The organism is Variovorax sp. 10N412 (assembly GCF_056394985.1).
In genome coordinates this window covers 263416-289891 of the sequence record NZ_JBFTIO010000004.1, presented here as the reverse complement: position 1 = coordinate 289891, position 26476 = coordinate 263416, and the positions used below count along the sequence as shown (strand labels likewise).

Below are 26476 nucleotides of genomic sequence, written 5' to 3'. Positions count from 1 at the left end.
ACGCATGACCACCACAACGAACAACAACATCCCCGCCAAAACCCTCGCCCCCACGGCCTGGCTCATCGACCTCGTGCTGCTGGGCGCGCTATGGGGCGCGTCCTTTCTGTTCATGCGCATCGGCGCGGCCGAGTTCGGTGCGCTGCCGACGGCCGCAGTGCGGGTGGCCATCGCCGCGCTGTTCCTGCTGCCCATCGCGCTGCTGCGCGGCCAGGGCCCCAGTCTTGCCAGGCACTGGAAGGCGAGCTTCGCGGTCGGCGTCTTCAACTCGGGCATGCCTTTCGCGTTGTTCTGCTTCGCGCTGCTGACCATCAACACCGGCCTGGCGGCGGTGCTCAACGCGACCACGCCGATGTTCGGCGCGCTGGTGGCGTGGGCATGGTTTCGCGAACGCCCCGCGGGTTGGCGCATCGTCGGGCTGGTGATCGGCTTCGCCGGCGTCGCCATGCTGGCCAGCCGCAGCGCCGGCCTGCAAGCGGGCGCGAGCGGCCATGCCGCACTGTTCGCGGTGCTGGCCTGCCTGGCCGCGTGCCTGTGCTACGGCATCTCGGCCAGTGCCACGCGCGCCCACCTGGGCGGCGTGCCCGCGCTCACCACTGCCACCGGCAGCCAACTGGGCGCCACGCTGTTCCTGGCCCTGCCGGCGATCTGGCTGTGGCCCGCGCAAATGCCCAGCCTGCGCGCCTGGCTCGCGCTGCTGGCCCTGGGCATCGCCTGCACCGGCGTGGCCTACATCCTGTTCTTTCGCCTGATCGAGCGGGCCGGTCCGGCCCGCGCGCTGACGGTGACCTTCCTGGTGCCGGTGTTCGCGCTGTTCTACGGCGCGGTGTTTCTCCACGAGAGCATCACGCAGTGGATGCTGATCTGCGCCGCGGTGATCGTGTGCGGCGTGGCGCTGTCGACGGGCATCGTCAAGCCGGGCATGCCGCGCAGGCGCGCGACCTGACTGGCTAGATTGCGCCGGCCACCACGTTGACGGACAGTGCCAACACCAGCATGTTGAACGCGAACGCCAGCACGCTGTGGAACAGCGTGATGCGCCGCATCTCCCTCGAGGTGGCCTGCACGTCGGACACCTGCGAGGTCATGCCTATCACGAACGAGTAGTACAGAAAGTCGAAATAGTCGGGCGCGTCGTCCTTGCCCGGAAAGTCGAGCCCGCCGTCGGGCGTGCCGCCCTTCTGGTCGATGTAGTAGCGGTGCGCGTAGTGAAAGGCGTAGATGGTGTGGATCATCAGCCACGAACCCGCCAACGCCACCATCCCGAGCGCGACATGGGCAGCGCGCTCCCAGCCGTTCAGCTGCTTGACCTGCTGCAACATCATGGCGATGGCCACCACGCTCACGGCCACCACCACGAGCATCGACACCAGGATCACGATGTTGGGCTGGTCGAGCTGCTGCGCACGCTCGCGCGTGCGCCTGGCATCGAAGGTGTCGACCAGCCACCATGTAAGCACCTGGTAGACCAGAACCCCCGCGCACCATCCGGCCAGACCGCGCGCCATGCTGCTCATCGGCACCGGCATCAGCGCCGCAGCCGCCGCGGCAGCGGCGATCCCGCCGTAAAGAAGACGCTGTTTGCCGGTGGTGGTGGAGAGGTGTCTGAGCATGCGCGCCACTGTAGCCGCTGAAGCCGCGCAAGCGCGTCGACCACGTCCTACAGGCACAGCGGCATTTCGCGCATGCAAGCGTCGGCATCGCGCGCCTATCGTGTCGCCTGTTTCACAGGGAGCTACGCCTGCAGGCACCGCGCCGGACCCGTCGTCTGGCGCCCATTCTCATTACGTGCCCAAGGCGGCCATCTTTTTCATTCTCTCCAGGCCCTCCATGACTTCTTTCATGCTGCTCCGCTCCCGCCCTTCCCGTCGGACCGCACGACTCGGTGCCCTGGTCGGCGCCGGCTTTCTCGTCGCCGCCACACCGGCCCTGGCCGACCCCTCGCCCGCGCTCGACCGCTTCAGCTTCTCCGTGGGGGCGTTCAACGCCGACCCCAAGTTCAATGCATCGGTGGGCACGCCCTACGGCACGCTGCAATCGGGCGACATCAAGCCGGGCCGCGTGACCATGCCGCGCATCACGGCCGACGTGCTGCTCGGCGACAGCCAGGGCATTTCGTTCGACTACTACCAGTACAAGCGCGACTACTCGGGCGGCGTCGCGAACAGCACGTCCTTCGGCAGTTTCGGCACGCTGAACTCCTTCGGCAACGCCTCCGTCAACACCAAGCTCGACTTCGCCAAGCTCTCGTACAAATGGTGGATCGGCTCGGGCAACACCGTGCTCGGCCTGGGCGCTGGCGCCGCCTACTACCGCGCGACGCTGGGCGCGACCGCACTCGCCTCGGTGAACGGCCAGGTCGGCACCCTCAGCGAGAGCTCGAGCGACAACGCCATTGCGCCGCTGCTCGAGATCGGCGTGCGCCATGCCATCACGCCCGACCTTCGCCTGTTCGCCGACGCCTCGGGCGTGTGGAAGAACGGTGGGCGCTTTCACGGCAACATCTACAACGCCTCGGCCGGCGTGGAGTGGTTCCCCGTGAAGAACGTGGGCCTGGTGCTCTCCTATGGCGTGACGAACATCGACCTGACCCGCGAGGCGGGCTTTGCCGATTCGCGGCTGAAGGTGCGCCTGCAAGGCCCGTCGGCCTTCCTGAAGGCACGCTTCTAGGGCCTGCCAGAGCAGGCGGCGCTGTGTAGCCAGTCTTCGCAAGACGCGTGGGGAGGCCAGCCTTAGGCTGCGCTCCACCACCGAAGACCGGAGACACAGAGCATGCCTGCAGCCGACACGGGCCTCGCGCCCTCGCAGTTCCACCCCCGCATCTCGCGCGTTGCGCTGGGTGACGTGGTCCACCGCAGCGCGCGCCGCTTCGGCGCACGCACCGCGCTGATCGAGGGCGAGCACCGCATGTCGTACGGCGAACTGGATGCCGCGTCGAACCGCTTCGCGCACCACCTGCTGGGCCTGGGCCTGCAAGGCGGCGCGCGCGTGGGCATGCTGTGCAACAACTCCATCGAGATGGTGGTGGCACTGCTGGGCATCCAGAAGGCGGGGCTGGTGTGGGTGCCCATCAACACCGCGCTGGCGGTGGACGCCGTCGGCTACATCCTCGCGCACGCCGAGGTGCGCCACCTGGTGATCGACACCGCGCTTCACGCCAAGCCCGAGCTGCGCGCACTGGTCGACGGCGCGGGCATTGCGCCGCTGCTGTGCGTGCTCGACGGCGACACGCCACCGGCGGGCGTCGCCACCGTGGCGCAGGCCATTGCGCAAGGGCCGCAGACGCTGCCCGACGTGCCCATCGACAGCACGCAACTCGCGCTCATCATGTACACCAGCGGCACCACCGGCCGCCAGAAGGGCGTGATGCATTCGCATGCGTCGGTGCATTCGGTGCTGCTGAGCAACATGGTCGAGTGGGGCAGCAGCCCGGAGCGCGCCGACGTGTGGAGCAGCGTGCTGCCGCTGTTCCATTGCGGCCAGCACACCGTGCTGATGTCCGCGCTCGCGGTGGGCGGCGCGCTGGTCGTGCTGCGCGGCTTCGACCCCGGCGCGGTGCTCGGCGCCATCGAGCGCCACCGCATCACCGTGATGGTCGGCCTGCCGATGATGTACGGCGCGCTGCTGGCCCACCCGCAGCGCGCGTCGCGCGACCTGTCGAGCCTGCGGCTGTGCGTGTATGCGATGGCCCCCATGCCGCGCACGCTGCTGCTGCGCCTGCTCGACGAGTTCTGCCCCCACTTCGCGCTGGTGTCGGGCCAGACCGAGATGTACCCCGGCGCCACCATCTTCGAAGCGCACGAACAGCGCAAGCGCTTCGGCTCCTACTGGGGCGTGGGCACGCTGGTGAACGAAGTCTCGGTGATGGGCGACGACGGCGAACTGCTCGCAGCGAACCAGGTCGGCGAAATCGTCTTTCGCGGCCCCAACGTGATGCTCGGCTATTACAAGGACCCTGAGGCCACCGCCAGCGCCCAGCGCTTCGGCTGGCACCACTCGGGCGACCTGGGCAAGATGGACGACGACGGGCAGCTCATCTTTCTCGACCGCCTGAAGGACATGGTGAAGTCGGGCGGCGAGAACGTGCCGTCGATCAAGGTCGAGGAGGTGCTGCTGCGTCACCCGGGCGTGATGAATGCGGCGGTGGTGGGCTTGCCGCACGACCACTGGGGCGAGGCCATCACGGCCTTCGTGACGCGCCGCCCCGACGCGCCGGCGGACTTCGACGAAGCCGCGCTCACGGCGCATTGCAAGGCACACCTCGGCGGCTTCGAGGTGCCGAAGGGAATCGTCTTCCTGCCCGCACTGCCCATGACCTCGACGGGCAAGATCCAGAAGTTCGAGCTGCGCAAGGCGCACCAGGACCTGTACCAACGCGCCTGAGCCGGCGCAGCCCGCTCAATGCGGCAGTGCCGACAACAGCGCGGAGCGGACGTCCTTCTTCAGCACCTTGCCCACCTTGGAGCGCGGCAGGTCGAGCCACACCTCGATCTGCTTGGGCGCCTTCACGCTGCCGATGCGCGCCTTCACGAAGGCCTTGATGTCGTCCACGTCCACCTGCCGGCCGGTGTGGAGCTGCAGCACCGCCACCACGCGCTCGCCCCACTTCTCGTCGGGCAGGCCGACCACCGCGCTGTCCTGCACGTCGGGGTGCTGCATGAGCGCCTGTTCGACCTCGGCGGAATACACGTTGAAGCCGCCCGAGATGATCATGTCCTTGGCGCGGTCCACGATGTACAAGAAACCGTCCGCGTCCAGATAGCCGATGTCGCCCGTGTGGTGCCAGCCAAAGCGCGAGGCCTCCTCGGTGGCGCGCGGGTCCTTGTAGTAGCCCTGCATCACGAGGGAGCCGCGCACCACGATCTCGCCGCTCTCGCCCGTGGGCAGCAACGCGCCCTCGCCGTTCATCACGCCCACCTGCACCAGCGGGCCCGGACGCCCCGCCGACGCCAGGCGCTGCACGGCGACCGATCCGTCGGCATTGAAGTGGTCGCGCGGCGACATCATCGAGATCATCATCGGCGCCTCGGTCTGGCCGAAGAGCTGCGCCATGACCGGGCCGATCTTCTGCAGCGCCTCTTCGAGCCGCGCGGTGGACATGGGCGCCGCCCCGTACCAGAAGCATTGCAGCGAATCGAGCGCCGTGGCGGCCAGCTGCGGATGCTGCAGCAGCATATAGATCAGCGTGGGCGGCAGGAAGGTGTGGGTGATGCGGTATTCCTCGATGAGCCCGAGGAACTCGCCCAGGTCGGGCCTGGGCATGATCACCACCCGCCCGCCCAGCGCCATCACCGGCAGGCACAGCACACCGGCCGCATGCGTGAGCGGCGCGAGCGCCAGGTAGGCGGGCCGGCCTTCGAAGGGATAGCCCATCAGCGTGAGCGCCGACATCGCCTCGAGGTTGCGGCCCGAGAGCATCACGCCCTTGGGCTGTCCGGTGGTGCCGCCGGTGCCGGCGATCATGGCCACGTCGTCGGGTGGCGCGGTATCCAAGGGCGAATCGTCCAGCCCTTCCAGCCACTCGTCCATGGAAGGCGCGAAGGCCTGCGGCACGTCCAGGCACACCAGCGCCCGCAGCTTGGGCAGCTGCGGGCGCATCTGCTCGACCATGGCCGCGTAGTTGCCGTGAAAGACCAGGCACGCGCAATCGAAGGCATCGAGCACGAAGGCGTTCTCGCCCGCCTCGTTGCGCGGATTGATCGGGCACCACACGCAACCCGCGCGCGAAATGCCGAACACCGTGGCGAATGCCATCGCGTCGTTGCCCGAGAGCACGGCCACCTTGTCCCCCGGCCGGATGCCGGCGCGCTGCAGGCCGCGCGCCACGCGCCAGCTGATGCGCTGCACCTGCGCATAGCTCAGGTCGGCGCCGCCCAGGGTCAGGCACGGCGCATGGGCGCCCAGCTGGGCGCCCTTGTCGAGGTAGTCGACGAGGCGCATGAGCGTCAGCCCAGCCGCGTGAGCACGGGCTCCTGCACCAGTCCGAAGCTGCGCAGCGCGCCCAGCAGCTCGCGATGCCCGAAGGCCTGGCAGCCCGAGGCGAAGCCGGCGCGCCGCGGCGGCTGCTGCAACAGCGAGGCCGCCGCATAGGCCTGCAACAGGCCGGTCTGCTTGTAGTTGCAGTTCCCGAAGATCACGCAGTGCATGCGGCCCAGCGGCCCGGAGGCATGCACCGAATCGACGGACTTGTTGATGCGCGGGTTCTCGCGCGGGGGCATGGTGTTCATCACGCCCGCCGCCGTCCGGGCCAGGGCGGCATAGCGGTCCTCGTCGTTCATGCCCTCGGTGGCCTTGAGCGCGGCGGCCACAATCTGCGGCACGCCCTGCATCAGCGCCTTGTTGAAGACTCCGCCGAGCACCTTCACGTTGGCCACGCGCGGATCGCGCTTGAACCACACCGGGTGCGAAGTGCCGCCCCAGGGCAGCGCGAGCGCCGCCTCGTGCTGCCCGGGAATGGCCAGGTGGTACAGGCCTGCGTCGGGTTGCCATTCCACATACTCGTTCTGCTCCAGGTAGTAGGCCTTGGAGGTGGCTGCATTGACCAGGATGGTCTGGGTGGAGGCGATGGTCGGGCTGCCGCCCCAGAACACGGCGATGTCCAGCGTGTCGAGCCCGGGGGTCTCCAGGCACAGCTGCGCCGCGATCTCGCCGGTGGTGTACATCTGCGCCAGGCCGGGCGAGAGCAGCAGGCCAGCCTTGGCGAACCTGTCGCCCCATTCCCGCTCGAGCGTGATGAGCCAGTCCTGCTCGCCCGTGGTGTCGGTGTAGTGGCACCCGGCAGCCAGGCAGGCTTCGACCACCTCGGGGCCGAATCTGGCGAAGGGCCCCACGGTGTTGAGCACCACCGAGGCACCGGTGAACAGATCGGCGAGCGCCCCCACCGAGTGCGCGACCTCCACCACCTCGTAGCTCGCGGTCTCGATGCCGGGCACGTTGGACTTCATTGCCGCGTCCACCTTCTGCGCGCTGCGACCCGCGGCGATGAACGGAATGTTGTACTCGCGCAGGTACTCGCAGACCAGGCGGCCGGTGTAGCCGGAGGCGCCGTAGACGACGACGGGTTTCTTCTTGCCGATGCTCATGCTGTGTCTCCTTTGTTGTGTGCTCACATGCCCATGCCGCCGTCCACCGCCAGGCCCGCGCCGGTGATGAACCGGGCCGCGTCGCTGCAGAGGAAGACCACCACGTCGGCCATGTCGCCGACCTCGCCCAGACGCCCGAGCGGCGTCTGGCCGATCACGTCGCCAACGGCCGCTTCCACGCTCGGCGCCAGGCCCGCGGCCACGATGTCGCTGGCCAGCTTCATGCCCATGTCGGTGGGCACCAGCCCCGGGTAGATGCAGTTCACGCGCACGCCGTAGCCCAGCTTGCCGGACTCCATGGCCGCCACGCGCGTGGCGCGGTCGACGGCGGACTTGGTGGCCGAGTAGCCGGCGATGGCCGGGAACGCGATGGTGGCCGCGACCGACGCGATGTTGACCACCGCCCCGCCGCCGCCCGCGCTGCCGCCGGGGCGCATCGCGCGGAACGCGTGCTTCATGCCGAGCAGCGTGCCGGCCACGTTCACGTCGAGCATGCGGCGCAGGTCGTCGCCGTCGACGTCGATCACCAGCGAGGTGATCTCGATGCCGGCGTTGTTCACGAGGATGTCGAAACCCCCGAGCGCCTCGACGGTGGCCGCGGCGGCCGAGGCCCAGTCCGCGTCCTTCGTGACGTCGAGCGGCACGAAGCCCACCTTCGCCCCCGACGCCGACAACCTGGCAGCGGTTTCGCGCCCCAGGTCGGCGAGCACGTCGCCGATCATCACGGACGCGCCGGCCGCCGCCAGCGCCTCGGCGATGCTCGCGCCAATGCCGCGCGCACCGCCTGTCACGAGCGCCTTGCGCCCCTTCAAGTCGAACCTGGCCATCGCTTGTCTCCTGTGTATGTGTTGTGAGATGGATCGGCCATGCTAGAAATCGACTTGACGAGTGTCAAGATTTTTTCTTTGACACATGTCCAGTTTCAAAAGAAACCATGCGTGATACGCCGGATGCGGGTTCTCCCGCTTGCGTGCTATGGTTTGGCATCAAGAGGAACACAGCGGCCGGCACCACGCGGCCCGGCTTTCAATGACGACACATCAACGGGTCCAGAAACACGCAGAACGGGTGCCCAAGACACGGGTCGACAAGTTCTCGGAGCGGCGCGCCGAACTTGGCGAGGCAGCGCTCACCACGCTGGCCGCGCTGGGCTATGCGCGCACCAGCCTTCGAGAGATCGCGCAGAACTCGGAGTTCTCGCACGGCGTGCTGCACTACTACTTCAGCGACAAGGTCGATCTCATCATCTGCAGCGTGAAGCAGTACAAGGCGCGCTGCGTCAAGCGCTACGACCATGCGGTGGAAAGCGCCACCACGTACGACGAACTGATGGAAGGCTTCCTGCAGAGCCTGGGCGACACCTTGCAGGGCGAAGGCCACGTGCACCGCCTCTGGTACGACCTGCGCTCGCAGGCGCTGTTCGAAGAGGCCTTCCGCGCCGACGTCGTGCAGATCGACAAGAGCCTGGAAGACATGATCTGGCGCATCATGAGCCGCTTCGCCGAACTCTCCGGCGAGCCGTGCGGCATGCCACCATCGGCCACCTATGCGCTGTTCGACGGGCTGTTCCAGCAGGCGCTGCTGAAGCACCTGTCGGGCGATGCGAAGGCCATCGAAGCCATGCAGGCCGATGTGCGACTGGCCCTCACGCGCCTGTTCGCCGCGCCCGTGAAAGCCGCGCCCCGCAAGGCGGCAAAGCCGGCCACCAGGCGCAGCGCCTGAGGCGAACCGCCGAGGGCGCTATGCCTTCGGTTCCTTCGGCTTTCCTGGCGGCGCCACCACGCGCGCACCCGCCCACTGCCCGCTCTCGCACAGCTCGCGCATCACGTCGCCGATCAGCGTACACACGGCGCGCTTGGCGTTCGTGGTCGGCAGATGGACCGACACGCACAGCCCCAGCGTGCGGAACATCGAAGGCGAATCGATGCGGTGCGCGGCCAGCCGGCCTTCCTGCACCTCGCGCTGCGCGAGCCCGAACGGCATGACGGTCGGCCCGAGACCCGCCTCCACCGCGGCCTTCAGCGTGTAGACCGAGTTGATCTCCGCGGCCACCTGCGCCGCGGAATGGCCCTCCCGCTCCAGCACCGCATCCACCAGCCAACGCGTGCAGTGACCGTGCGCATTGGCGGGCCACACCAGCGGCCGCGCAGTGGCCTGCCGGATGCTCACGTCGCCGGGCGGAAACGCATGCGGGCTTTGGGGCGATTCGAGGAATACGAAGTCTTCCTCGACCAGCGGCGTGAACAGGATGTCGTCCGCCGGCATGGTGGGCGAGAACACCGCCACGTCGACACGGCCGCGCAGCAGCTGGTCGGCCATGTTGCCGGTGAGTTCCTCGTTCAGGTGCAGCACCACGTCGGGGTAACGCCGGGCCGCCGCGCGCATCAGCGGCAATGCGATCATGGGCGACACGCTCTGCGGCAGCGCCGCCACCACCGAGCCTGCCACGGCATCGGACGCCACGTGCACCGCGGCCTTGGCGTCGCTCACCTGCTTGGTGATGCCCTGGGCGTATTCATAGAACACCTTGCCTGCCTCGGTCATCGCCACGCCGTTGCGGCTGCGCAGCAGCAGTTGCGTGCCGAGTTCGGACTCGAGCTCGGCCATCTGCTTGCTCAAGGCCGACTGTGCAATGAAGAGTTGTTGCGCTGCGCGCGACAGGCTGCCGCAGTCCACGATGGCGACGAAATACTTGAACTGGCGCAGTTCCATCGGAGGGTCTCCCGCCGCACGCAGCGGGCGTGCTGCGCGCGGCGGGTCATTCTAGGGCGCGGTGTCGAGGGTGCAGGGTCGGACAAGGCCTCAGTTCACGCAGTCGAAGTTCGCCGCATCCTTCGCGTCGCCGGTGCCCTTGTAGCGCGGATAGGCGGGGTATTTGCACATCGGCCGCGAGAGCGCGGTCGCTCCGCTCGCGGCATCGACCTTGCGCTGCACCAGCTTCTGCGCCGACGCGGGCACGCCCTGCTCCACCCAGGTCGACATGGCCTTCATCAGATCCACCTTGTCGGCACCCGGACCGCCGTAGCAATGGCCCACGCCCGGCGCAAGAAAAAGCTCGACCGTCTCGTCGGCCTTCTGCTGGCCCATGGCGGACACCACGCGGTCGTAGTAGCGCGAGGTGTCGCGCGCGCTCACCGAGGTGTCATTCGTGCCGTTCCACATGATCAGCCTGGCACCGCGCGCATGAAGCCGGTTCAGGTCGGGATCGGCCGCGCTGAACATGCCGCCGATGATGCCCATGCGCGTGAGCCACTGGTCGGGGTTCCAGCTGAGCGTGTCGAAGCCGGGGTCCTGCGTGATGAACGAGCGCACGAAGCCGTCCGAGAACATGCCCTGGACGGAATTGCCGCCCAGCGCCGCCTGCGGCCAGATGTACGAGCCCCATCCTTCGGCCGTGTTCTCCAGCCCGAAGTTGTAGCCGGGGTGCGACCACGCGTTGTCCGACGTGGCCACCGCCGAAGTGATGGTGTTCACGGTGGCGATCTGCGCATCCGACAGGCAGCCGTTGCCCGCGTCCGTGCCGCCCGCGCAGCGCAGCGGCGCCGGGTCGTAGTTGCAGGCGGCGGGTTTGGAGACGATGCCGTCGGCCACGCCGTCGATCGCGTCGCACTGCGCGAGCACCGCGTTCGCCAGCAGCGTCTGCTTGGCCGCGTTGAGCGTGTTGGCCGGCGTGCGCACCTGCTTCGAGATGCGATTGAACTGCATGAACAGGCCCATGATGTTGCCCGCGGGTGCGCGCGCCACGATGCCGTCGAAATCGTCGGGAAAGCGCTGCGCCTCCATCAGAGCGTCGTGGCCGCCCATGTAGCAGCCTTCGAAGTAGCTGCGCGTGGGGCCGTTGCCGAAGAAAGCGGCAATCACTTCCTTGCCCGGCGGCAACGCGCGGTGCTCGGACTGCTGCGTGAAGTCGAGCAGCTTGGCCGGATCGGCCGCGAAGCCCGCCGCAAAGTAGCCCGCGTCGACCGGCCCGCCGTAGTCGTAGCCGCCGTTGGTGCCGAGGGTGGCGTAGCGCTCGCTGAGAATCGATTCGCTGAACTGCGGGTCGCTGGCCTTGGGCAGCTGCCCGTCGAAGCCACCGCCGCCGATGAAGGCCAGCTTGCCGTTCCAGCCTTCGGTGGGCAGGCGCGCCTCGAAGCGCAGGCCGGAGCTCTTGAAGCTGGCGGTGACCACGCAGTACGCGGGTTGCGGTCCTGACGCGGCCACCACCTTGGCATCGTCGACCACGACCGCACCTGCGCCGAATGCCTGGCCCTTGAGCGTCGGGCACTTGTCGGTGAGCGAAACGGCCGGTGGCGGTGGCGCGGCCGGCGGGGGGCTGGCGGGCGCGGGTGCCGGCGGCAGCAGCGGCCAGAAGCCGCTCGCACTGCTGCCCCCGCCACCGCAACCCGCCGCCAACGTGGCCACGGCCACTGAAACGAGCGCGCGGCGTGCGGTTGCAGACATGGTCGAACTCTTCATCGTTGCGTCTCCAGTGTTGTTGTTGCGTGATGTGCGGATGCACTCAGGCCGTGGCGGGCCCGACGATCTTTCCGGGGTTGAAGATGTCGTGCGGGTCCAGCGCCTGCTTGATGGCGCGCATCAGCGCCACGGTGTGCTCGCCGTGCTCCTCCACCAGGTACTTCATCTTGTGCAGGCCCACGCCGTGCTCGCCGGTCGACGTGCCGCCATGGCGCAGCGCGCGCTGCACCAGCCGGTGGCTGAAGGCCTCGGCCGCTTCGTTCTCCTCGGCGCTGTTCGGGTCGACGAGCACCAGGCAATGGAAGTTGCCGTCGCCGACGTGGCCGAACACCGGCGCGAGCAAGCCGTGTTCGGCGATGTCGGCCTGTGTCTCGTCGATGCACTGCGCCAGCGCCGACAGCGGCACGCACGCATCGGTCGTCAGGCTGCGGCTGCCCGCCTTCAATTGAAGGCATGCGAAGTAGGCGTGATGCCGCGGCGTCCACAGGCGCGAGCGCTCCTCCTGGCGAATGGCCCACTGGAAGGCGCCGCCACCGTGGTTGGCCACGATCTCGCGCACCACGCCGGCCTGCTCGTCGATCTGCGCGCGGCTCGCGCCGAACTCCAGGAACAGCGTGGGGTGCTCGCTGAGCGTGGTGCGGCTGTGCGCGTTCACGGCGTGGATGGTCAGCGCGTCCAGCATCTCGGCGCGCGCCAGCGGCACGCCCATCTGGATCGCCTCGGTCACGCAGTCGACCGCCGCGCGCACCGATGGAAAGTGCACCACCGCCGCCGCATACGCCTCGGGGTGCGGATGCAGCCGCACCGTGGCCTCGGCGATGAGCCCCAGCGTGCCTTCGGAGCCGCAGTAGAGCTGCGTGAGGTTGTACCCCGCCGAGCTCTTGCGCGCCTGCGAGGCGGTGCGCACCACCTCGCCGTTGGCCGTGACCACGGTGAGGCTCACCAGGTTGTCGCGCATGGTGCCGTAGCGCACGGTGTTGGTCCCCGACGCGGCCGTGGCCACCATGCCGCCGATGGATGCATCGGCGCCGGGGTCGACCGAGAAGAAGAAGCCGGTCTCCAGCAGCGCCGCGTTCAACTGCCCGCGCGTCACGCCGGCCTCGACCGTGGCCGTGAGGTCGCCGGGGCGAATTGACAGCACCTTGTTCATCCGAGAGAAGTCGATGCAGACGCCGCCCTGCACCGCCAGCAGATGCCCCTCCACCGACGAACCGACGCCGAAGCCGATGATCGGCACGCGCTCCCGCGCGCAAGCCCGCACCACGAAAGCGACTTCGTCCGTGCTCTGCACGAACACCACCGCGTCGGGCGGCTGCGGCAGGTAGGCCGACTCGTCGGTGCCGTGCTGCAGCAGCACCGCCTGGCTGGTGGAAAAGCGCTCGGCGAACTTGCGCTGCAGCAGCGCGACCAGTTCGGGCGAGGGGGAGCGCCGGGCCACGGCGGGCGCGTTCGAACGCGCAGGGGTACTCACAACCGCATCCATGGGGTTCTTTCAGAAGAGGGGAAAGCGCCGCGGATGAAAGCCGCAGCGCGGGGACCGGATCAGCGCTTCGGCGAAGCGCGCTCGGGCTTGACGAACAGCACCAGCACCGCACCGATGACCAGCAGCGCAGCCAGCATGTGCAGCCCGGCGTCGGTGCTTTGCGTGGCGTCCTTGATCAGGCCGATGAGAAACGGCGCGCTGAAGCCCGACAGGTTGCCGAACGAATTGATGAGCGCAATGCCGGCCGCGGCGGCCGCGCCGCCCAGGAAGGCCGTGGGCATGCCCCAGAAGATCGGCAGCGTCGACATGATGCCCATGGTGGCCAGCGTGAGGCTGGCCATCGCGAGCGTCGCGTTGCCATGGAACGCCACGCTGAGCACCAGCCCGACGGCACCGACGATGGCGGCCAGCGCGCTGTGCCAGCGGTACTCGAGCCGGCGGTCGGCGCTGCGCGCCATGAGGTACATCGCCACCACGCCGAAGCTCCACGGAATGGCGCTGAGCAGCCCGATGTCGAGCGCGCCCTTCACGCCGATGGCCTTGATGATGCTCGGCAGCCAGAACGAGATGCCGTACAGCCCCGAGGTGTAGGCAAAGTACACCAGCGCCAGCAGCCATACCCGGCCGTTGCTGAGCACGGTGAGCAGGCGCGGCACGGCCTTGCCCGCGTCTTCGGCCGCGATGTCGCGGGCGATGAGTTCGCGCTCGGCGGGCGTGAGCCACTGCGCGTCCTTCACGCGGTCGTCGAGGTAGCGCCACACCACCAGGCCCAGCGCCACCGTCGGCAGGCCCTGCAGCAGAAACAGCCACTGCCAGCCGGCCCAGCCATTGACGCCGCCCATGCCTTGCAGGATCCAGCCCGAGATCGGCCCGCCCAGGATGCCCGCGAACGGAATGGCCGCGAGGAACAGCGAGGTCGCCTTGCCGCGCCGCGCGGCCGGGTACCAGTAGGTGAGGTACAGGATGATGCCGGGGAAGAAGCCTGCCTCGGCCGCGCCCAGCAGGAAGCGAATGACGTAGAAAGACATCGGCGAGCTCACGAACATGGTCGCCGCCGACAGCAGCCCCCAGGTGATCATGATGCGGGCGATCCAGCGGCGCGCGCCCACGCGGTGCAGCACCACGTTGCTGGGCACCTCGAACAAAAAGTAGCCGATGAAGAAGATGCCCGCGCCCAGCCCGTAGACGGCCTCGCTGAACTGCAGGTCGCCCTGCATCTGCAGCTTGGCGAAGCCCACGTTCACGCGGTCGAGGTAGGCCACGATGTAGCACAGGAACAGCAGCGGAATCAGCCGCCAGCCGACCTTGCGGTAGACCGCGTCGGAGGTGCTGTCGAAGCGACCCTTGTAGGGCTGCGTTCCTGCAGCGGTGGTGGTGGAGCTCATGGGCGGTTGTCTCGCTTTCTGTGGGTCTTGTCGGTGCCATGATGGTCGTGGCCGCCCACGCATCGCTGAAGCGGGTTAACGCGCAAGATGCATATGGATTAAAGATCGGTGCATCTCCGAACGAGATTGCCCGTGCGATCATTTCGCGGCCCTCTATACCGAGCCGAGCGACATGACACCCTTCAACATCGCCTACCGGCAGACCCTGCTCGCAGGCCGCCTCACGCTGGGGCTGATGACGCCCCTGGCCCGCGCCAACGGCGCCATGGCCGACCCCGGGCTGGAGCGGCGCATTGCGCAGCGCGCCGACGAACTCGGCTTTGCCGCGCTGTGGACGCGCGACGTGCCGGTGATGGTGCCGCAGGGCAACGAGGTCTCGGTGCTCGACGAGCCCTTCGTCTGGCTCGCCACGCTGGCCGCAGCCACGCAACGCATCGCGCTCGGCACGGCCGCCGCGGTGCTGCCGCTGCGCCATCCGCTGCATGTGGCCAAGGCCGCGCTGTCGCTGAACCACCTGTCGGGCGACCGCTTCATCCTGGGCCTGGGCTCGGGCGACCGCGAGGCGGAGTTCGCCATCTTCAAGGAAGACATCGCGCTGCGCGGCGACACCTTTCGCGAGCGCTGGAACCTCGTGCGTTCGGCCCTCGCGCCCGATGTGCAAGGCCGCGCCGCGTTGCGCGAGGCCACCGGCGGCTTCGACCTGATGGCGCCGCCCGCCACGCGCATCGGCATGCTGGTCGTGGGCTCCGCACGCCAGTCGCTGCAATGGACCGCCACGCATGCCGACGGCTGGGCCACCTACCACCGCGACGAAGCGCGCCAGCAGGGCCGCATCGGCCTGTGGCAGAGCGCGTTGCGGGAGCGCGCCGGCGGCGAGGCCAAGCCCTTCGTTCAGTCGCTGCAGCTCGATCTGCTCGACGATGCGCATGCACCGGCCGAACCCATCGAGCTCGGCCTGCGCACGGGGCGCCATGCGCTCGTGGCCTACCTCGACCGGATGGAAGACGCCGGCGTCGCCCACGTGCTGCTGAACCTGGTGCGCGGCCCGCGGCCCGCCAAGGACGTGGTCGACGAAGTCGGGCGCGAGGTGCTGCCCCGCCTGCAAGGCCATGCGCGCACGCCGGCGGGCCGAGCCGGGCAGAATCCGGCGCTTGGCGACACCTGACCCTCACCAAGGACCCCACATGACCGATCTCTCGAGCTTCCCCATCACGAAGAAATGGCCCGCGCAGCACCCCGACCGCCTGCAGCTGTACTCGCTGCCCACGCCCAACGGCGTGAAGGTGTCGATCATGCTGGAGGAAATCGGCCTGCCCTACGAGGTGCACCTGGTGAGCTTCGAGACACAGGACCAGATGTCGCCGGAGTTCCTGTCGCTCAACCCGAACAACAAGATCCCGGCCATCCTCGACCCCAACGGGCCCGACGGCAAGCCGCTGCCGCTGTTCGAGTCGGGCGCCATCCTGGTGTACCTGGCGTCGAAGACCGGCAAGTTCATTCCGCAGGACACCGCCGGGCGCTACGAAGCGCTGCAGTGGGTCATGTTCCAGATGGGCGGCATCGGCCCCATGTTCGGCCAGCTCGGCTTCTTCAACAAGTTCGCCGGCAAGGACTACGAAGACAAGCGTCCGCGCGACCGCTACGTGGCCGAATCGAAGCGCCTGCTGGGCGTGCTCGACAAGCACCTGGCCGGCCGCAAGTGGATCCTGGGCGACGACTACAGCATTGCCGACATCGCCACCTTCCCGTGGATCCGCAACCTGGTCGGCTTCTACGAAGCGGGCGACCTGGTGGGCTTCAAGGACTTCAAGAACGTGGCGCGCGTGCTCGAGGCCTTCGTGGCGCGCCCCGCGGTGGCACGGGGCCTGCACATTCCGAAGCGCGGCTGACACCTTCCAGGGGCACCGCGGAACCGGCGTTGCCGGGCCGCGGGTGCCACCCCAGCAAGGGGGGGAAGGAGAAGCGACACGAAGTGCGAGAAGCCTGCGGGTGTGCCTAGTTCGCCGACAGGTCCATGAGCATGCGCGAGAGCAGGTAGAGGCGCGGCACCACGCTCTCGACCTCCGCGTATTCCTCCGGCGTGTGGATGCCGCCGCCCACGATGCCGAAGCCGTCGAGCACCGGAATGCCGACGCCCGCCACCAGGCTCGAATCGGCCGCGCCGCCGCTGCTCTCGATGGTGAGCTTCTTGCCGATCTCCGCATAGATGCCCTCGGCCATCTTCACCAGCTTGTCCGACGAAGGCAGGCGCGGCATGGGCGGCAGGCCTCGGCTCAGGCGCACGCGCACCTCGGTCTCGGGAATGAGCTTGTTCTGCGCGATGCGCACCATGTCCTTTTCGACGCGGTCGAACTCGTCGGGCGTGGCCACGCGCACGTCGGCCTTGGCGCTGGCGGCGGCCGGAATCACGTTGGTCGGGCCATTGGCCGTGAGCACGGTGAAGTTGACGGTGGTCTTCTTCGCGGCGTCGGCCGTCTTCGACAGCTGCAGCACCTGGTGCGCCAGTTCCATGGCGGCGTTGCGGCCGGCTTCCGGCGCCACGCCCGCATGAGCGGCGACGCCCTTCACTTCGAGCAGCGCGGTGGCCGAGCCCTTGCGCTCGACCACCAGGCCGTCGGCCGGACGGCCCGGCTCCAGGTTGAGCGCCACGTCGTGCTGCTTGGAGATGCGCTCGATCAGCGCGCTGGTGCCGACCGAACCGACCTCCTCGTTGGTGTCGAGCAGGAAGGTGATCTGCCCGTAGTCCTTGAAACCGATCTGCTGCAGGATCTTCAGCGCATACAGGCCGGCCACCACGCCGCCCTTGTCGTCCATCACGCCGGGGCCGTAGGCGCGGCCGTCCTTGATGTAGAAGGGCTTGGCCGCGGCGGTGCCTTCCTTGAAGACGGTGTCCATGTGCGCGAGGATCAGGATCTTCTTCTTGCCCTGGCCGGTCAGCGTGGCGACCACGTTGGTGCCCGGGTGCGGATCGGCCGGAAAGGTCTCGATGCGGGCGCCGAGCTTGCGCAGTTCGTCCACCGCCATCTCGCGCACCTTGTCCAGGCCTTCGGTGCTGGCCGAGCCCGAGTCGATGTTGACCATGCGCTCCAGCAGCTTCAGCGCCTCGTCCTTGCTTTGCGTGGCGGCGTCGAGCGCACCCTGGTGCGGCTTCTGGGCCATGGCCTGGCCGGCAATGAGCGCGCAGGCCAGCACGGCGCCGTGGCAGGCGGTGCGCGCCCAGCGGCGGACGTTCTGCCGGGTGGAGGTCGAGGCGAATGCGTGCGCGTGAGTCTTCATGGGGTCCGTTCTTTTTGAGGTGCCGAAAAGTGCGTGCCATCGCGGGCGACTGCCCGCGATGGCCGCGGCAGGCTATCACCCGCTTCGCGAACGGGTCAAGCCGCTGACTACACTGACAGCGTCAGCCTTACCCCACCGAAGACACGGACCCCCGATGCGAATCCAGCGCGACCAGATCATCGCCACGGCCCTCGTGCTGCTCGACGAGAACGGCCTCGACGGCCTCACGATGCGCGCGCTGGCGCAAGCCCTGCAGGTGCAGGCGCCCTCGCTCTACTGGCACTTTCCCAACAAGAAGGCGCTGATCGACGGCATGGCCGATGCACTGGTCGAAAGCGTGGTGCGCGAGCCGCTCGACGGCCTGTCGTGGCAGGAGGCGATCCGCCGGGTCGCAGAGCAGCTGCGCCAGGGCCTGCTGTCGCACCGCGACGGCGCCCGGGTGTATGCCGGCACCTACGTGACTTCGGACAACACGCTGCGCATGGGCGAGGCGATGCTCGGGCCGCTCCTGCGTGCGGGCGCCAGCCACGAGCTCGCGGCGTGGGGCTCCTTCAGCATGATGTACTACGTGCTCGGCTTCGTGATGGAGGAGCAGGCGCTGTGGCCCGGCAACGGCGTCGACCTGGCCGCGCACCAGGGGGACCTGCTCGCACTGTCGAAGGACCGGTTTCCTTCGGTCTTCGCATGCGCGGGCGCGCTGTTCGACACCGACCTCGAGGAGCGCTTCGCGCTCGGCCTCGATGTGTTCATCGCAGGGCTGGCGAGCAGGATCGAGGCGCCGAAAAAGAAGAAGCGGTGAGCGCCTCGGCGGCGGCGGCGCGCGCTCAGTCGAGCCCGGTCTTTCCCGGCGCCCAGTAGGCCTTGGCCTTGATGCGCCGGGCCTCCACGCCCTGCGCCCTGAGTGCGCGGCCCAGCTGGCGAATCGACGAGGCCTTTCCGGTCAACACGTAGTGCGTATCGGCGGACGCGGGCGTCCCCATCGCAGCTTGCAGTTCGGCCAGGTGCGAGTCGTCGGTGCGGCGTTCCATCAGCGCCATGTGCCGCACGCCCAGCGCGTCCAGCACCTGGCGCGATTCGGCGATGGCGCCCACCTCGAACACGGCCCGCACATCCTCCCGGGCGCCCAGCGACGCCACGAGGCCGAAGGAGGTCTCGTCGCCGAAGAACACCACCGGCCCCGCCAGCGGTTCCAGGTCGAGCGAGCGGCGCGGGCCGAACACCTGGCGCGCGTCGCCCGGGCTCGCGTGGCGCACCCACTCGCTGCCCGGCCCTTCGCCGTGCGCAAAGGCCAAGATGCGGGTCACGCCGCGCGCGGCGTCCCAGCGCACGGGCGTGTAGGTGCGCGTCATGAAGCCGCCGTCGAGCTTGATCTGCAACTTCTGCCCGGGCGACCACCGGTTGCCCTCGAAGGCCACGCCCTCGAGGTCGATGAGCCGGAACCGCGGCGACAGCGTGGCCGCCGAAATGACGCGCGCGGGGCGCAGGAACAGGCGCGTGAGCGTGCGCTCGACAAGCCCCGGCTGGAGCGGGCCGGACGGTGACTCGGACCCGATGTTGGAAGAAGACATGAGCAACTCTTTGAGGGCTGGGGAAGCTGATGGGGAAGGGGAAGAGATGGTCAACCTGACAGCGTTAGGCTGACTGCAAATGGTAATCTAACGGCGTTAGTTTCAACCCATTCCACGACGAAGACAGGGGCATCGCAGTCATCCGTTCGACTCACGATCGGTGATACACTCCAATAAGAATAGTTCTTATTCACTCCTCCCAAGGCCATCGACACCCGGCATTCGCCGCGCGTGGGCGAAAGACCTTGGGGTCCATCGTCGATGCTTGCGAGAAGGCGGCCGGATGCGCGACCTCGTTCAGGAACTGGTAGCTCACTATGCGGACCTGCGCCGGCAGCTGACCCGCGACCTGCGAGACCCGCACTACGCGGCCGACATCGCGCAGTCCAGCTTCGAACGGGTCTACACCGCGGCGCTCAAAGCACGCGGCGGCGCGCGCGGCGATGCCCTGCCCGACGGCCACGAGGCCGCCGGCGGCGCCATCGAATCGCCGCGCGCCCTGCTGTTTCGCGTGGCGCGCAACCTCTGCATCGACGACGCACGGCGGCGCAAGGTCGCCCAGGAATGGGCAGGCGCGCACGACGGCACAGGCACCCACCAGACCGCGCAGTCCAGCGAATACATCGTCGCCCAGCAGCGCGTGCTGGCGCGCGTGGTCGAGACCATGGAACAGCTGCCGCCGCGCCGGCGCGAGGTGTTCCTGCTGTTCCGCGCCTACGGCCACACGCGCGCCGAGATCGCGCAGCGGCTCGGCATCACCGAGATGGCCGTGGCCAAGCACCTGCTGCGCGCCACCATCGACTGCTCCCGCGTGTTCGCGCAGCTGCGTGGCGAACTGATCGAGCCGCAGGTCCTGCTGAACCGACCCGGCTTCGACGCGGCACTGGCCGAAGACTTCTCGTGAGCGGCATGGCCATGGGCGCGCCGCGCGAACGGCTGGTCGAACGCGCGCTGGCGCTGATCGTCGCAGGCGAGATGGCGCCCGGCGACGCCGCGGGCCAGGCCCGCACGGCGCTCAGCCAGTGGCGCGGGAAGTCGGCCGAGCACGCGGCGGCCGCGCAGGAAGCGCGACAGCGCTGGGACGCCCTGGGCGGCATGGCGAACGACCTGCGTGCGCATTTCAACGAGCCCGAAGGCGGGCTCATGGCCCAGGCCGCGGCAGCATCCGCGTCGTCGGCGCAGCGGCAACAGCGCCGCAAGATGCTGTTTTCCGTCGCGGCCCTGCTGGGCACCGGCCTGGTCGCGGGCCGCGGGGTGCAGTGGTATTGGCACCAGCCCGTGTTCCGCTCGGCCTACGAAACCCGCACCGCCCGGATGCTGAAGGTGAGGCTGACCGACGGCCTCGGCGGCGGGGCGGGCAGCCAGCTCGACCTGGCCCCGCTCAGCGCGATCGACGTGACGCTGTACCGCCAGCGTCGCTTCGTGGACATGGCGCGCGGCGAAGTGCGCTTCGAGGTGGCACCCAACGCGCAGCGCCCTTTCGAGGTCCGCACGCGCGGCGCCACCATCGAAGTGGTGGGCACCGCGTTCACCGTGCGCGATCGCGGCGGCCCGATCACCGTGGGCGTCGAGCACGGGCATGTGCGTGTGCGGGTTGCACCGCGCCCGCGGTCGCCGGGCACCGAGGCGGAAGTGATCGACTTGCGCAAGGGCGAACTGCTCGAGATCCAGGACGGCCATGCGGCACCCGTGCGCCAGACCGACACCGCGGCGCTGTCCGCGTGGCGCAGCGGCTGGCTGGTGTTCGAGAACACGCCACTGGGCGACGCTCTGGCGGCTGTCAACAGCTACCGCGCGCAGCCCATCGTCACGACCAACACCCGCATCGACGCCATGCGGCTGTCGGGGCGTTTCCGCACCAACGATTCCGAAGGCCTCGTGGCTGCGCTGCCGACGATCCTGCCGCTGACAGCCGTGCATCGCCCGGACGGCAGCGTGACATTGCTGACGCGCTGACGGCGCGCAGCTCAGGCGCCGCCCGAGCCGCGTCGTGCATGGCCCGTCTGGCCCGCATCGCCTGCATCGCCCGCACCGCCTGCATCGACCGCAAGGTTCCCCGATTGCATCAGCCCCCATTCGGTCAGCGCGATGTCGAGCGCCCGCACATGCACCGGGCCCTCGCCCAGCCACTGCGCAAGCCGTTCGGCGTTTTCCGTGGTCGGTGCCGCGTGCATCCGCGCGAACAGCGAAGCGGCCGATCGAATGTGCGCGTCGGATGCCGAGGCATGTCCGGCAGCGGCGATGCGCCTCATTCGAGGCCACCGCTGGGCGGATGGAAATTCCTGCGGCGGTTGACGACCAGCGCGGCGCCGGCCAGCGCCCACAGGCGCAGCGCGCGCTCGAACGCGCGCGAATGCGCCGGCGCTTCGCGCAGCCAGTGCGTCAGCTTCAACGCCACCGTGCGGCACGGGTTCTCTCTGAGTTCCATGTAGAGACGCCATGCGGTCTCCTCGGCGGACGGCACCTCCGTGCGGTTCTGCGGGGCCACTGCTACTCCAGGCGCTGTGTTGATTCGGGTGGATGCCCTTGGGGCGCCAGGCGCCAGCGGTTGCGCCTGCGCGGCGCCTCATGGAAAGAGACGATCCACCGCACGGAATGTTCAGCCGGGTGTGCGCTCGCCTTGCGCCATGGCAGAGGCACCGGCGCCCTGGCGCCAACCCCCACCCATGGCCCGGTAGAGCGCGACCCTGGCCTGCAGGCGTGCCATGCGCAGCTGGACCGACAGGTCTTGCGCCCCGTACAGCGTGCGCTGCGCGTCGAGCAACGTCAGCAGCGTCTCCGCGCCCGCGCGGTAGCGCGCTTCGGACAGCTCTGCCGCCCGGCGCGCCTCGGCCAGTTCGCTGGCCTGCGCCTCCGCCTGCGCGTCGATGGCCCAGACACCGTCGAGCGCGGTCCGGGCATCGCCGAAGGCCGCGACGATTGCGCCCCAGTAGTCTGCGAGCAGTTCCTCCCGCCGGGCCTCGGCCAGCTTTTGCGCGCCCGCCAGCCGGCCGCCGTCGAAGATCGGCGCGGCCAGCCCCGCCGCGAGGCTGTAGATGGGGTTGTCGAAGATCTGGCCGTAGCGGCCCGGTCCGGTGCCCAGCGTCGCGCTCAGCGTGACGGCAGGCAGCAAGGCCGCGCGCGCCGCCCGAACGTCGGCATCGGCAGCGGCCAGTTGCGCCTCGGCACGGGCGATGTCGGGGCGCCGCGCCAGCAAATCGGAAGGTGCGCTGGCGGCATCGATGGGGGGAACCTGAAGCGCATCGAGCCGCGGCCCGCGCGGCCCCGCTGCCGGCATCGACGTGCCCAGCAGCACCGCCAACGCGGTTTCGGCGTCCGCAGCCTGCTGGCGCAACGCAGAAAGCGAGCGCTGCTGCCGCGCCACCAGGCCGCGTTGCTGTGCCAGGTCCAGCGGAGACACCGCACCGGCACGGCTGCGGGACGCCACCAGCGCGAGCACGCGGCGGGCATTTTCAAGACTGCGCTCGGCGATCGAGGCGCGCTCATGCAACGCCAGCGCCAGCAGCCATGCGGACGCCGCCCGCGCGGTAAGGCCGAGCCGCACCGTGTCGCGGTCGAACGCGCTGGCACGCACGCCCTGCACGGCCTGCTCGCGCAATGCGGCGGCGCGGCCCCACACGTCGAGTTCGTAGCGGGCGGCAAAACCCGCGGCATAGGTGCTGCCGTCGACTTCGGCATGGCCACCCAGCCGCCCTTCCCGGCCGACGTCGATCGCGCCGGACCATTGCACACGCTGCGCCGCGCCCGCGATGACAGCCTGCGCGTCGGCCTGCCGCACCCTGGCCACGGCGGCGGCCAGGTCGAGGCTCTGCGCCTGCGCACGCGCGACCAAGGCGTCGAGTTCGGTGCTGCCGAAACCGCGCCACCACTGCGCGTCGACTGTCGCGGCGCCGGCCCGCGACGCAGCAGCCTCGTGCCATGCCGACGGTACTTGCACCGAGCGGTCGGCACGGTCGTGCGGCACGGCGCAGGCGCACAGCAGCGCCACGCAAGACAACAGCAGAGCCGGGCGCATGCCAAGGCGAAGAAGCCGCACGCTCACTCCCCCGCCAGCGCCACGACGGGATCGAGCCGGGCGGCATTGCGCGCCGGCATGAACCCGAAGACCAGGCCCGTCAGCACCGCGCAACCGAACGCGCCGGCACTCGCCGGCAGCGAGAACCGCACGGGCACGCCGCCCAGCATCAGCGCCACCACGATGCCCAGGCCCGCGGCCACGCCGACCGTGCCGCCGACCGAGGTCACGAGCACTGCCTCCGTCATGAACTGGCGCAGGATGTCGCGCTGGCGAGCGCCCGTCGCCATGCGAATGCCGATCTCGCGCGTTCGCTCGCGCACCGTCATCAGCATCACGTTCATCACGCCGATGCCGCCCACCACCAGCGACACGACCGCAATCAGGCCCAGCATCATCGTCATCGCCCGCGCGGTCTCGGTCTGCACCCGCAGCGCCTCGACGCGGTTCCATATCAGCACGCTGCGTCCCGCCTGCTGCCGCTCGAGCTGCGCCTCGATGGCAGTCGCCGTTTCCTGAGCCTTGTCGATGTCGCGCACCTGCACCGCGATCCATGTGGGGTTGGGATGGCCATAGACGCGCGTGGCGGCCGAGGACAGAGGCACCACCACCCGGTCGTCCTGGTCCTCGCCGTTGGTGGCACCCTTGGAAGCCAGCACGCCGACGACCTGGAACGGCACCTTGTCCACCAGGATGTCCTGGCCAAGCGGGTCCTGCCCGTCGTGAAACAGGCGCTTGCGCACCGTCTCGCCGATGACCGCGACCTTGGCGACCCGCCGCTCGTCCTCGGCGTCGAACATCACGCCCCGGCTCACGCCCCAGCCGAGCACGCCCGAGAAATCGACCGTGGCGCCGCCGCCTTCCGTGAGGTGGTCGACGTTGCCGCGGCGCACGACCACCTTGTCCTCGATGTAAGGCGCAACGCCTTCGACATTGGGCAACGTCCGGATGGCCAGCGCGTCGTCCAGCGTGAGCGGCGCAACCGGATTGCGCAGGCTGGCGGCTTGCGTGGAAACGAACATGGTGCGGGTGCCGAAGGTCTCGAACTGCGCCATCACCTTCTGCTGCGAGCCGCCGCCGACCGCCAGCATCACGATGACCGAAGCCACGCCGATCACGATGCCCAGCAGCGTGAGCCCGGTGCGAAACCTGTTGCTCCACATCACCCGCCAGGCGGCCCGTGTCGCCTCGCGGACATCGGCCGGCAACGATGCGCCTGCGGCGGCGCAGGGGCGAGCGAAGACCGGTGCAGGCGCGGCGGGGACAGCCCCCGCGCCCGCGCCGGTGTGCTCACCCGAGTCCGCCACGATGCGCCCGTCGCGGATCTCGATCACACGCCGTGCCTGCGCGGCCACCGCGCGGTCGTGCGTGATGAGGATGACGGTGTGGCCCGCGTCCGCCAGTTCGTGCAGCAGCGCCATCACTTCGGCGCCGCTCCTGGAGTCGAGCGCGCCGGTGGGCTCGTCGGCCAGGATGATGCGCCCGCCGTTCATCAGCGCCCGCGCAATCGCCACGCGCTGCTGCTGCCCGCCCGACAGCTGGTGCGGGCGGTGGTCGAGCCGCGTCCCCATGTCCAGCCGTTCGAGCAGCGCGGTGGCGCGCGCGCGCCGTTCGGCCTCCGGCATGCCGGCGTAGAGCGCCGGGATTTCGGTGTTCTCGCGCGCCGACTCGCTGGGCACCAGGTGGTAGCCCTGGAACACGAAGCCGAAGGCCTCGCGGCGCAGCCAGGCGAGCGCATCGGCATCGAAGCCGGCCACGTCCTGGCCGTCGAACAGGTAACGCCCGGCGCTCGGCCGGTCGAGGCAACCCAGGATGTGCATCAGCGTCGACTTGCCCGAGCCCGAGGCACCGACGATGGCCACGAACTCGCCCGCGTGCAGGCGCAACGAAATGCCATGCAGCACGGTCGTGGCCGGGCTGCCCGCCCGGGCCTCCTTGCCGCCACGGTCGCGGCGCCCGCCGTACGACTTGCGAATGTCCTGCAGCTCGATCAGCGGCCGCGGCGCACCGCCGGGCGCGTGCGGCGCGCCCGTCATGGCTTCGCGGCCTTGGCGATGACGATGCGCTCGCCTGCCTGCGCGCCTTCCAGCACCTGGGCGGACAGCCGGTTGCGCACGCCGATGCGCAGCTGCCGTGCCTCGACCTTGCCGTCGGGGCGCAGCACGCGCGCGGTGAAAAGGTCGGTGCTGCCGGCGACCGGCACCAGCGCGGCCAGCGGCACCGAAAGCACGTCCTGCGCGGCGTGTTCGACGAAGGCCACCTTGGCCGTCATCTGCGGCATGAGCTCGCCGTCGGCGTTGTCGACGTCGAACAGGGCCGTGTAGACCACCACCTTGCTCGCCGCACCGGAGGGCTTGGCGCCGCTGTCGCCGCCCGCCTTGTTCTCCGGCACCGGCGGCGCGGGCAGCAGCTGCCGCACACGGCCCTGCCAACGGCGCCGGCTCTCACCGAGCGTGGTGAAGTACACCGGCATGCCGGTCCCGATGCGCCGCACGTCGGCCTCGGACACTTCGGACCACACCGTCATCGAGGACAGATCCGCCACGCGCAGCACGTTCGGCGTCTGGTAGGTCGCGTTCAGCGTCTGGCCCTCGCGCGCCTCCACCGACACCACGGTACCTGCCATCGGCGCATAGATGCGCGTATAGCCGAGGCGGGCCTCGTCGGCCTTCAGCGTGGCCTGCGTCTGGGCCATCTGCGCCCCGACTTGTCGCACGCGCGCGCCGGCCGACGCCAGCGCGGCTTGCGCCGCCTGAACGTCCTCGTCGCGCGTGGCGCCGTCCGCCGCCATCTGGCGCTGCCTCGCATGCTGTTGCTGCGCCAGCAGGTGCTGGGCCTGCAGGTCGTCGCGCTGTGCGCGCAGCCCCGCGAGTGAAGCGCGGCCCGCATCGACCGTGGCCTGCTGCACGCTGGGGTCGATTTCCACCAGCAGCTGCCCCCGCTTGACGACGTCGCCCGGCTGCACGTGCAACCGAAGAATCTGTCCCGAAACCTGGGCACCCACATCCACATAGTGCCGCGGCTGCAGCACGCCCAGGGCCGTGACGCTGGACTCGATGCTGCCACGCGACACCGGCACGGAATCGACGTCCGCGGGCTCGCCGCGTCCCCAGAGCAGCCCCGCGCCGGCCGCCGCGCAAAGGCACGCCAGGAGCACGGCAACCACCGGGCGGCCCCAGCCGCCTTGACGCACATCGCTCATGCCTGCT

The 26476-nt window shown here is 69.4% G+C and carries 24 protein-coding genes; 9 read left to right on the top strand and 15 right to left on the bottom strand.

The features are described from left to right. Window positions 1-4: 4 nt before the first annotated feature. Window positions 5-946 carry a DMT family transporter gene (locus AC1DJH_RS13290; RefSeq protein WP_478186008.1) on the top strand — a complete coding sequence of 314 codons (942 nt, stop codon included), beginning with the start codon at window positions 5-7 and terminating at the stop codon, window positions 944-946. Between the two features lie 4 nt (window positions 947-950). Here the strand turns inward: AC1DJH_RS13290 and AC1DJH_RS13285 are convergent, their stop codons facing one another. Continuing rightward, the gene (locus AC1DJH_RS13285; RefSeq protein WP_478186007.1) at window positions 951-1613 is read right to left on the bottom strand and encodes a DUF1345 domain-containing protein; all 663 of its coding nucleotides are present in this window, start codon (window positions 1611-1613) and stop codon (window positions 951-953) included. A gap of 229 nt (window positions 1614-1842) precedes the next feature. Between AC1DJH_RS13285 and AC1DJH_RS13280 the strand changes: the two genes are divergently transcribed. Both AC1DJH_RS13280 and AC1DJH_RS13275 read left to right on the top strand, forming a co-directional pair. Beyond that, window positions 1843-2670 (top strand): hypothetical protein, encoded by an 828-nt coding sequence (locus AC1DJH_RS13280; protein ID WP_478186006.1) that lies wholly within the window; start codon window positions 1843-1845, stop codon window positions 2668-2670. Window positions 2671-2772: 102 nt separating this feature from the next. Beyond that, complete coding sequence (locus AC1DJH_RS13275; protein ID WP_478186005.1) at window positions 2773-4383, top strand: class I adenylate-forming enzyme family protein; 1611 nt, start codon at window positions 2773-2775, stop codon at window positions 4381-4383. 15 nt (window positions 4384-4398) lie between these two features. Here AC1DJH_RS13275 and AC1DJH_RS13270 read toward each other — a convergent pair whose 3' ends face one another. The 3 genes from AC1DJH_RS13270 to AC1DJH_RS13260 are packed head-to-tail and all read right to left on the bottom strand — an operon-like array spanning window position 4399 to window position 7909. Continuing rightward, entirely contained in the window at window positions 4399-5940 is a 1542-nt protein-coding gene (locus tag AC1DJH_RS13270) for an AMP-binding protein (RefSeq protein ID WP_478186004.1), read from the bottom strand. Window positions 5941-5945: 5 nt separating this feature from the next. Continuing rightward, on the bottom strand, window positions 5946-7082 hold the full coding sequence (locus tag AC1DJH_RS13265; RefSeq protein WP_478186003.1) for a DUF5938 domain-containing protein: 1137 nt from the start codon (window positions 7080-7082) through the stop codon (window positions 5946-5948). A 23-nt stretch (window positions 7083-7105) separates the two neighbouring features. Beyond that, on the bottom strand, window positions 7106-7909 hold the full coding sequence (locus AC1DJH_RS13260; RefSeq protein WP_478186002.1) for an SDR family NAD(P)-dependent oxidoreductase: 804 nt from the start codon (window positions 7907-7909) through the stop codon (window positions 7106-7108). Window positions 7910-8150: 241 nt separating this feature from the next. On the opposite strand from AC1DJH_RS13260, the gene AC1DJH_RS13255 reads away from it, so the two are divergent. Next, window positions 8151-8804, top strand: a complete 654-nt coding sequence (locus AC1DJH_RS13255) for a TetR/AcrR family transcriptional regulator (RefSeq protein ID WP_478186001.1) — start codon at window positions 8151-8153, stop codon at window positions 8802-8804. Between the two features lie 18 nt (window positions 8805-8822). Here AC1DJH_RS13255 and AC1DJH_RS13250 read toward each other — a convergent pair whose 3' ends face one another. From AC1DJH_RS13250 to AC1DJH_RS13235, 4 genes are all read right to left on the bottom strand, one after another. After that, a complete protein-coding gene (locus AC1DJH_RS13250) occupies window positions 8823-9794 on the bottom strand; it encodes a LysR substrate-binding domain-containing protein (protein ID WP_478186000.1) in 972 nt (323 codons plus the stop codon). Between the two features lie 90 nt (window positions 9795-9884). Further along, window positions 9885-11525, bottom strand: coding sequence for a tannase/feruloyl esterase family alpha/beta hydrolase (locus tag AC1DJH_RS13245; protein ID WP_478185999.1), 1641 nt, complete (start codon window positions 11523-11525; stop codon window positions 9885-9887). 58 nt (window positions 11526-11583) lie between these two features. Further along, a complete protein-coding gene (locus AC1DJH_RS13240) occupies window positions 11584-13023 on the bottom strand; it encodes an FAD-binding oxidoreductase (protein WP_478185998.1) in 1440 nt (479 codons plus the stop codon). A gap of 59 nt (window positions 13024-13082) precedes the next feature. Further along, window positions 13083-14408 (bottom strand): MFS transporter, encoded by a 1326-nt coding sequence (locus tag AC1DJH_RS13235; protein WP_478185997.1) that lies wholly within the window; start codon window positions 14406-14408, stop codon window positions 13083-13085. 172 nt (window positions 14409-14580) lie between these two features. Between AC1DJH_RS13235 and AC1DJH_RS13230 the strand changes: the two genes are divergently transcribed. Continuing rightward, entirely contained in the window at window positions 14581-15573 is a 993-nt protein-coding gene (locus AC1DJH_RS13230; RefSeq protein WP_478185996.1) for a TIGR03571 family LLM class oxidoreductase, read from the top strand. A gap of 19 nt (window positions 15574-15592) precedes the next feature. Further along, window positions 15593-16297 carry a glutathione S-transferase N-terminal domain-containing protein gene (locus AC1DJH_RS13225; RefSeq protein WP_478185995.1) on the top strand — a complete coding sequence of 235 codons (705 nt, stop codon included), beginning with the start codon at window positions 15593-15595 and terminating at the stop codon, window positions 16295-16297. A gap of 106 nt (window positions 16298-16403) precedes the next feature. Here AC1DJH_RS13225 and AC1DJH_RS13220 read toward each other — a convergent pair whose 3' ends face one another. Further along, the gene (locus AC1DJH_RS13220; RefSeq protein WP_478186103.1) at window positions 16404-17567 is read right to left on the bottom strand and encodes a glutamate carboxypeptidase; all 1164 of its coding nucleotides are present in this window, start codon (window positions 17565-17567) and stop codon (window positions 16404-16406) included. A gap of 271 nt (window positions 17568-17838) precedes the next feature. Between AC1DJH_RS13220 and AC1DJH_RS13215 the strand changes: the two genes are divergently transcribed. Continuing rightward, a complete protein-coding gene (locus AC1DJH_RS13215; RefSeq protein WP_478185994.1) occupies window positions 17839-18483 on the top strand; it encodes a TetR/AcrR family transcriptional regulator C-terminal domain-containing protein in 645 nt (214 codons plus the stop codon). Window positions 18484-18508: 25 nt separating this feature from the next. Here AC1DJH_RS13215 and AC1DJH_RS13210 read toward each other — a convergent pair whose 3' ends face one another. Next, window positions 18509-19252, bottom strand: coding sequence for a siderophore-interacting protein (locus AC1DJH_RS13210; RefSeq protein ID WP_478185993.1), 744 nt, complete (start codon window positions 19250-19252; stop codon window positions 18509-18511). Between the two features lie 283 nt (window positions 19253-19535). Here AC1DJH_RS13210 and AC1DJH_RS13205 point away from each other — a divergent pair, with 283 nt between their 5' ends. Both AC1DJH_RS13205 and AC1DJH_RS13200 read left to right on the top strand, forming a co-directional pair. Then, window positions 19536-20156, top strand: a complete 621-nt coding sequence (locus tag AC1DJH_RS13205; RefSeq protein ID WP_478185992.1) for an RNA polymerase sigma factor — start codon at window positions 19536-19538, stop codon at window positions 20154-20156. A gap of 5 nt (window positions 20157-20161) precedes the next feature. Beyond that, complete coding sequence (locus AC1DJH_RS13200) at window positions 20162-21208, top strand: FecR family protein (RefSeq protein WP_478186102.1); 1047 nt, start codon at window positions 20162-20164, stop codon at window positions 21206-21208. Between the two features lie 11 nt (window positions 21209-21219). On the opposite strand, the gene AC1DJH_RS13195 is transcribed toward AC1DJH_RS13200, so the two are convergent. The 5 genes from AC1DJH_RS13195 to AC1DJH_RS13175 all read right to left on the bottom strand — a co-directional run bounded on the left by AC1DJH_RS13195 (window position 21220) and on the right by AC1DJH_RS13175 (window position 26469). After that, window positions 21220-21504 carry a hypothetical protein gene (locus AC1DJH_RS13195; protein WP_478185991.1) on the bottom strand — a complete coding sequence of 95 codons (285 nt, stop codon included), beginning with the start codon at window positions 21502-21504 and terminating at the stop codon, window positions 21220-21222. Then, window positions 21501-21680, bottom strand: a complete 180-nt coding sequence (locus AC1DJH_RS13190; protein WP_478185990.1) for a hypothetical protein — start codon at window positions 21678-21680, stop codon at window positions 21501-21503. Before AC1DJH_RS13190 ends, AC1DJH_RS13195 begins: the two co-directional genes overlap by 4 nt. Before the next feature lie 171 nt (window positions 21681-21851). Continuing rightward, a complete protein-coding gene (locus AC1DJH_RS13185) occupies window positions 21852-23267 on the bottom strand; it encodes an efflux transporter outer membrane subunit (RefSeq protein ID WP_478185989.1) in 1416 nt (471 codons plus the stop codon). 23 nt (window positions 23268-23290) lie between these two features. Then, the gene (locus AC1DJH_RS13180) at window positions 23291-25303 is read right to left on the bottom strand and encodes an ABC transporter permease (protein WP_478185988.1); all 2013 of its coding nucleotides are present in this window, start codon (window positions 25301-25303) and stop codon (window positions 23291-23293) included. Next, complete coding sequence (locus AC1DJH_RS13175; RefSeq protein WP_472118932.1) at window positions 25300-26469, bottom strand: efflux RND transporter periplasmic adaptor subunit; 1170 nt, start codon at window positions 26467-26469, stop codon at window positions 25300-25302. The genes AC1DJH_RS13180 and AC1DJH_RS13175 overlap by 4 nt, the downstream gene beginning before the upstream one ends. Window positions 26470-26476: the final 7 nt, after the last annotated feature.

What these genes read in the sequence shown, in the direction of transcription:
- AC1DJH_RS13290 (WP_478186008.1), top strand. Translation starts at nt 5, where the DNA reads ATGACCACCACAACGAACAACAACATCCCCGCCAAAACCCTCGCCCCC.
- AC1DJH_RS13285 (WP_478186007.1), bottom strand. Translation starts at nt 1,613, where the DNA reads ATGCTCAGACACCTCTCCACCACCACCGGCAAACAGCGTCTTCTTTAC.
- AC1DJH_RS13280 (WP_478186006.1), top strand. Translation starts at nt 1,843, where the DNA reads ATGCTGCTCCGCTCCCGCCCTTCCCGTCGGACCGCACGACTCGGTGCC.
- AC1DJH_RS13275 (WP_478186005.1), top strand. Translation starts at nt 2,773, where the DNA reads ATGCCTGCAGCCGACACGGGCCTCGCGCCCTCGCAGTTCCACCCCCGC.
- AC1DJH_RS13270 (WP_478186004.1), bottom strand. Translation starts at nt 5,940, where the DNA reads ATGCGCCTCGTCGACTACCTCGACAAGGGCGCCCAGCTGGGCGCCCAT.
- AC1DJH_RS13265 (WP_478186003.1), bottom strand. Translation starts at nt 7,082, where the DNA reads ATGAGCATCGGCAAGAAGAAACCCGTCGTCGTCTACGGCGCCTCCGGC.
- AC1DJH_RS13260 (WP_478186002.1), bottom strand. Translation starts at nt 7,909, where the DNA reads ATGGCCAGGTTCGACTTGAAGGGGCGCAAGGCGCTCGTGACAGGCGGT.
- AC1DJH_RS13250 (WP_478186000.1), bottom strand. Translation starts at nt 9,794, where the DNA reads ATGGAACTGCGCCAGTTCAAGTATTTCGTCGCCATCGTGGACTGCGGC.
- AC1DJH_RS13245 (WP_478185999.1), bottom strand. Translation starts at nt 11,525, where the DNA reads ATGTCTGCAACCGCACGCCGCGCGCTCGTTTCAGTGGCCGTGGCCACG.
- AC1DJH_RS13240 (WP_478185998.1), bottom strand. Translation starts at nt 13,023, where the DNA reads ATGGATGCGGTTGTGAGTACCCCTGCGCGTTCGAACGCGCCCGCCGTG.
- AC1DJH_RS13235 (WP_478185997.1), bottom strand. Translation starts at nt 14,408, where the DNA reads ATGAGCTCCACCACCACCGCTGCAGGAACGCAGCCCTACAAGGGTCGC.
- AC1DJH_RS13230 (WP_478185996.1), top strand. Translation starts at nt 14,581, where the DNA reads ATGACACCCTTCAACATCGCCTACCGGCAGACCCTGCTCGCAGGCCGC.
- AC1DJH_RS13225 (WP_478185995.1), top strand. Translation starts at nt 15,593, where the DNA reads ATGACCGATCTCTCGAGCTTCCCCATCACGAAGAAATGGCCCGCGCAG.
- AC1DJH_RS13220 (WP_478186103.1), bottom strand. Translation starts at nt 17,567, where the DNA reads ATGGCCCAGAAGCCGCACCAGGGTGCGCTCGACGCCGCCACGCAAAGC.
- AC1DJH_RS13215 (WP_478185994.1), top strand. Translation starts at nt 17,839, where the DNA reads ATGCGAATCCAGCGCGACCAGATCATCGCCACGGCCCTCGTGCTGCTC.
- AC1DJH_RS13210 (WP_478185993.1), bottom strand. Translation starts at nt 19,252, where the DNA reads ATGTCTTCTTCCAACATCGGGTCCGAGTCACCGTCCGGCCCGCTCCAG.
- AC1DJH_RS13205 (WP_478185992.1), top strand. Translation starts at nt 19,536, where the DNA reads ATGCGCGACCTCGTTCAGGAACTGGTAGCTCACTATGCGGACCTGCGC.
- AC1DJH_RS13200 (WP_478186102.1), top strand. Translation starts at nt 20,162, where the DNA reads ATGGCCATGGGCGCGCCGCGCGAACGGCTGGTCGAACGCGCGCTGGCG.
- AC1DJH_RS13195 (WP_478185991.1), bottom strand. Translation starts at nt 21,504, where the DNA reads ATGAGGCGCATCGCCGCTGCCGGACATGCCTCGGCATCCGACGCGCAC.
- AC1DJH_RS13190 (WP_478185990.1), bottom strand. Translation starts at nt 21,680, where the DNA reads ATGGAACTCAGAGAGAACCCGTGCCGCACGGTGGCGTTGAAGCTGACG.
- AC1DJH_RS13185 (WP_478185989.1), bottom strand. Translation starts at nt 23,267, where the DNA reads ATGCGCCCGGCTCTGCTGTTGTCTTGCGTGGCGCTGCTGTGCGCCTGC.
- AC1DJH_RS13180 (WP_478185988.1), bottom strand. Translation starts at nt 25,303, where the DNA reads ATGACGGGCGCGCCGCACGCGCCCGGCGGTGCGCCGCGGCCGCTGATC.
- AC1DJH_RS13175 (WP_472118932.1), bottom strand. Translation starts at nt 26,469, where the DNA reads ATGAGCGATGTGCGTCAAGGCGGCTGGGGCCGCCCGGTGGTTGCCGTG.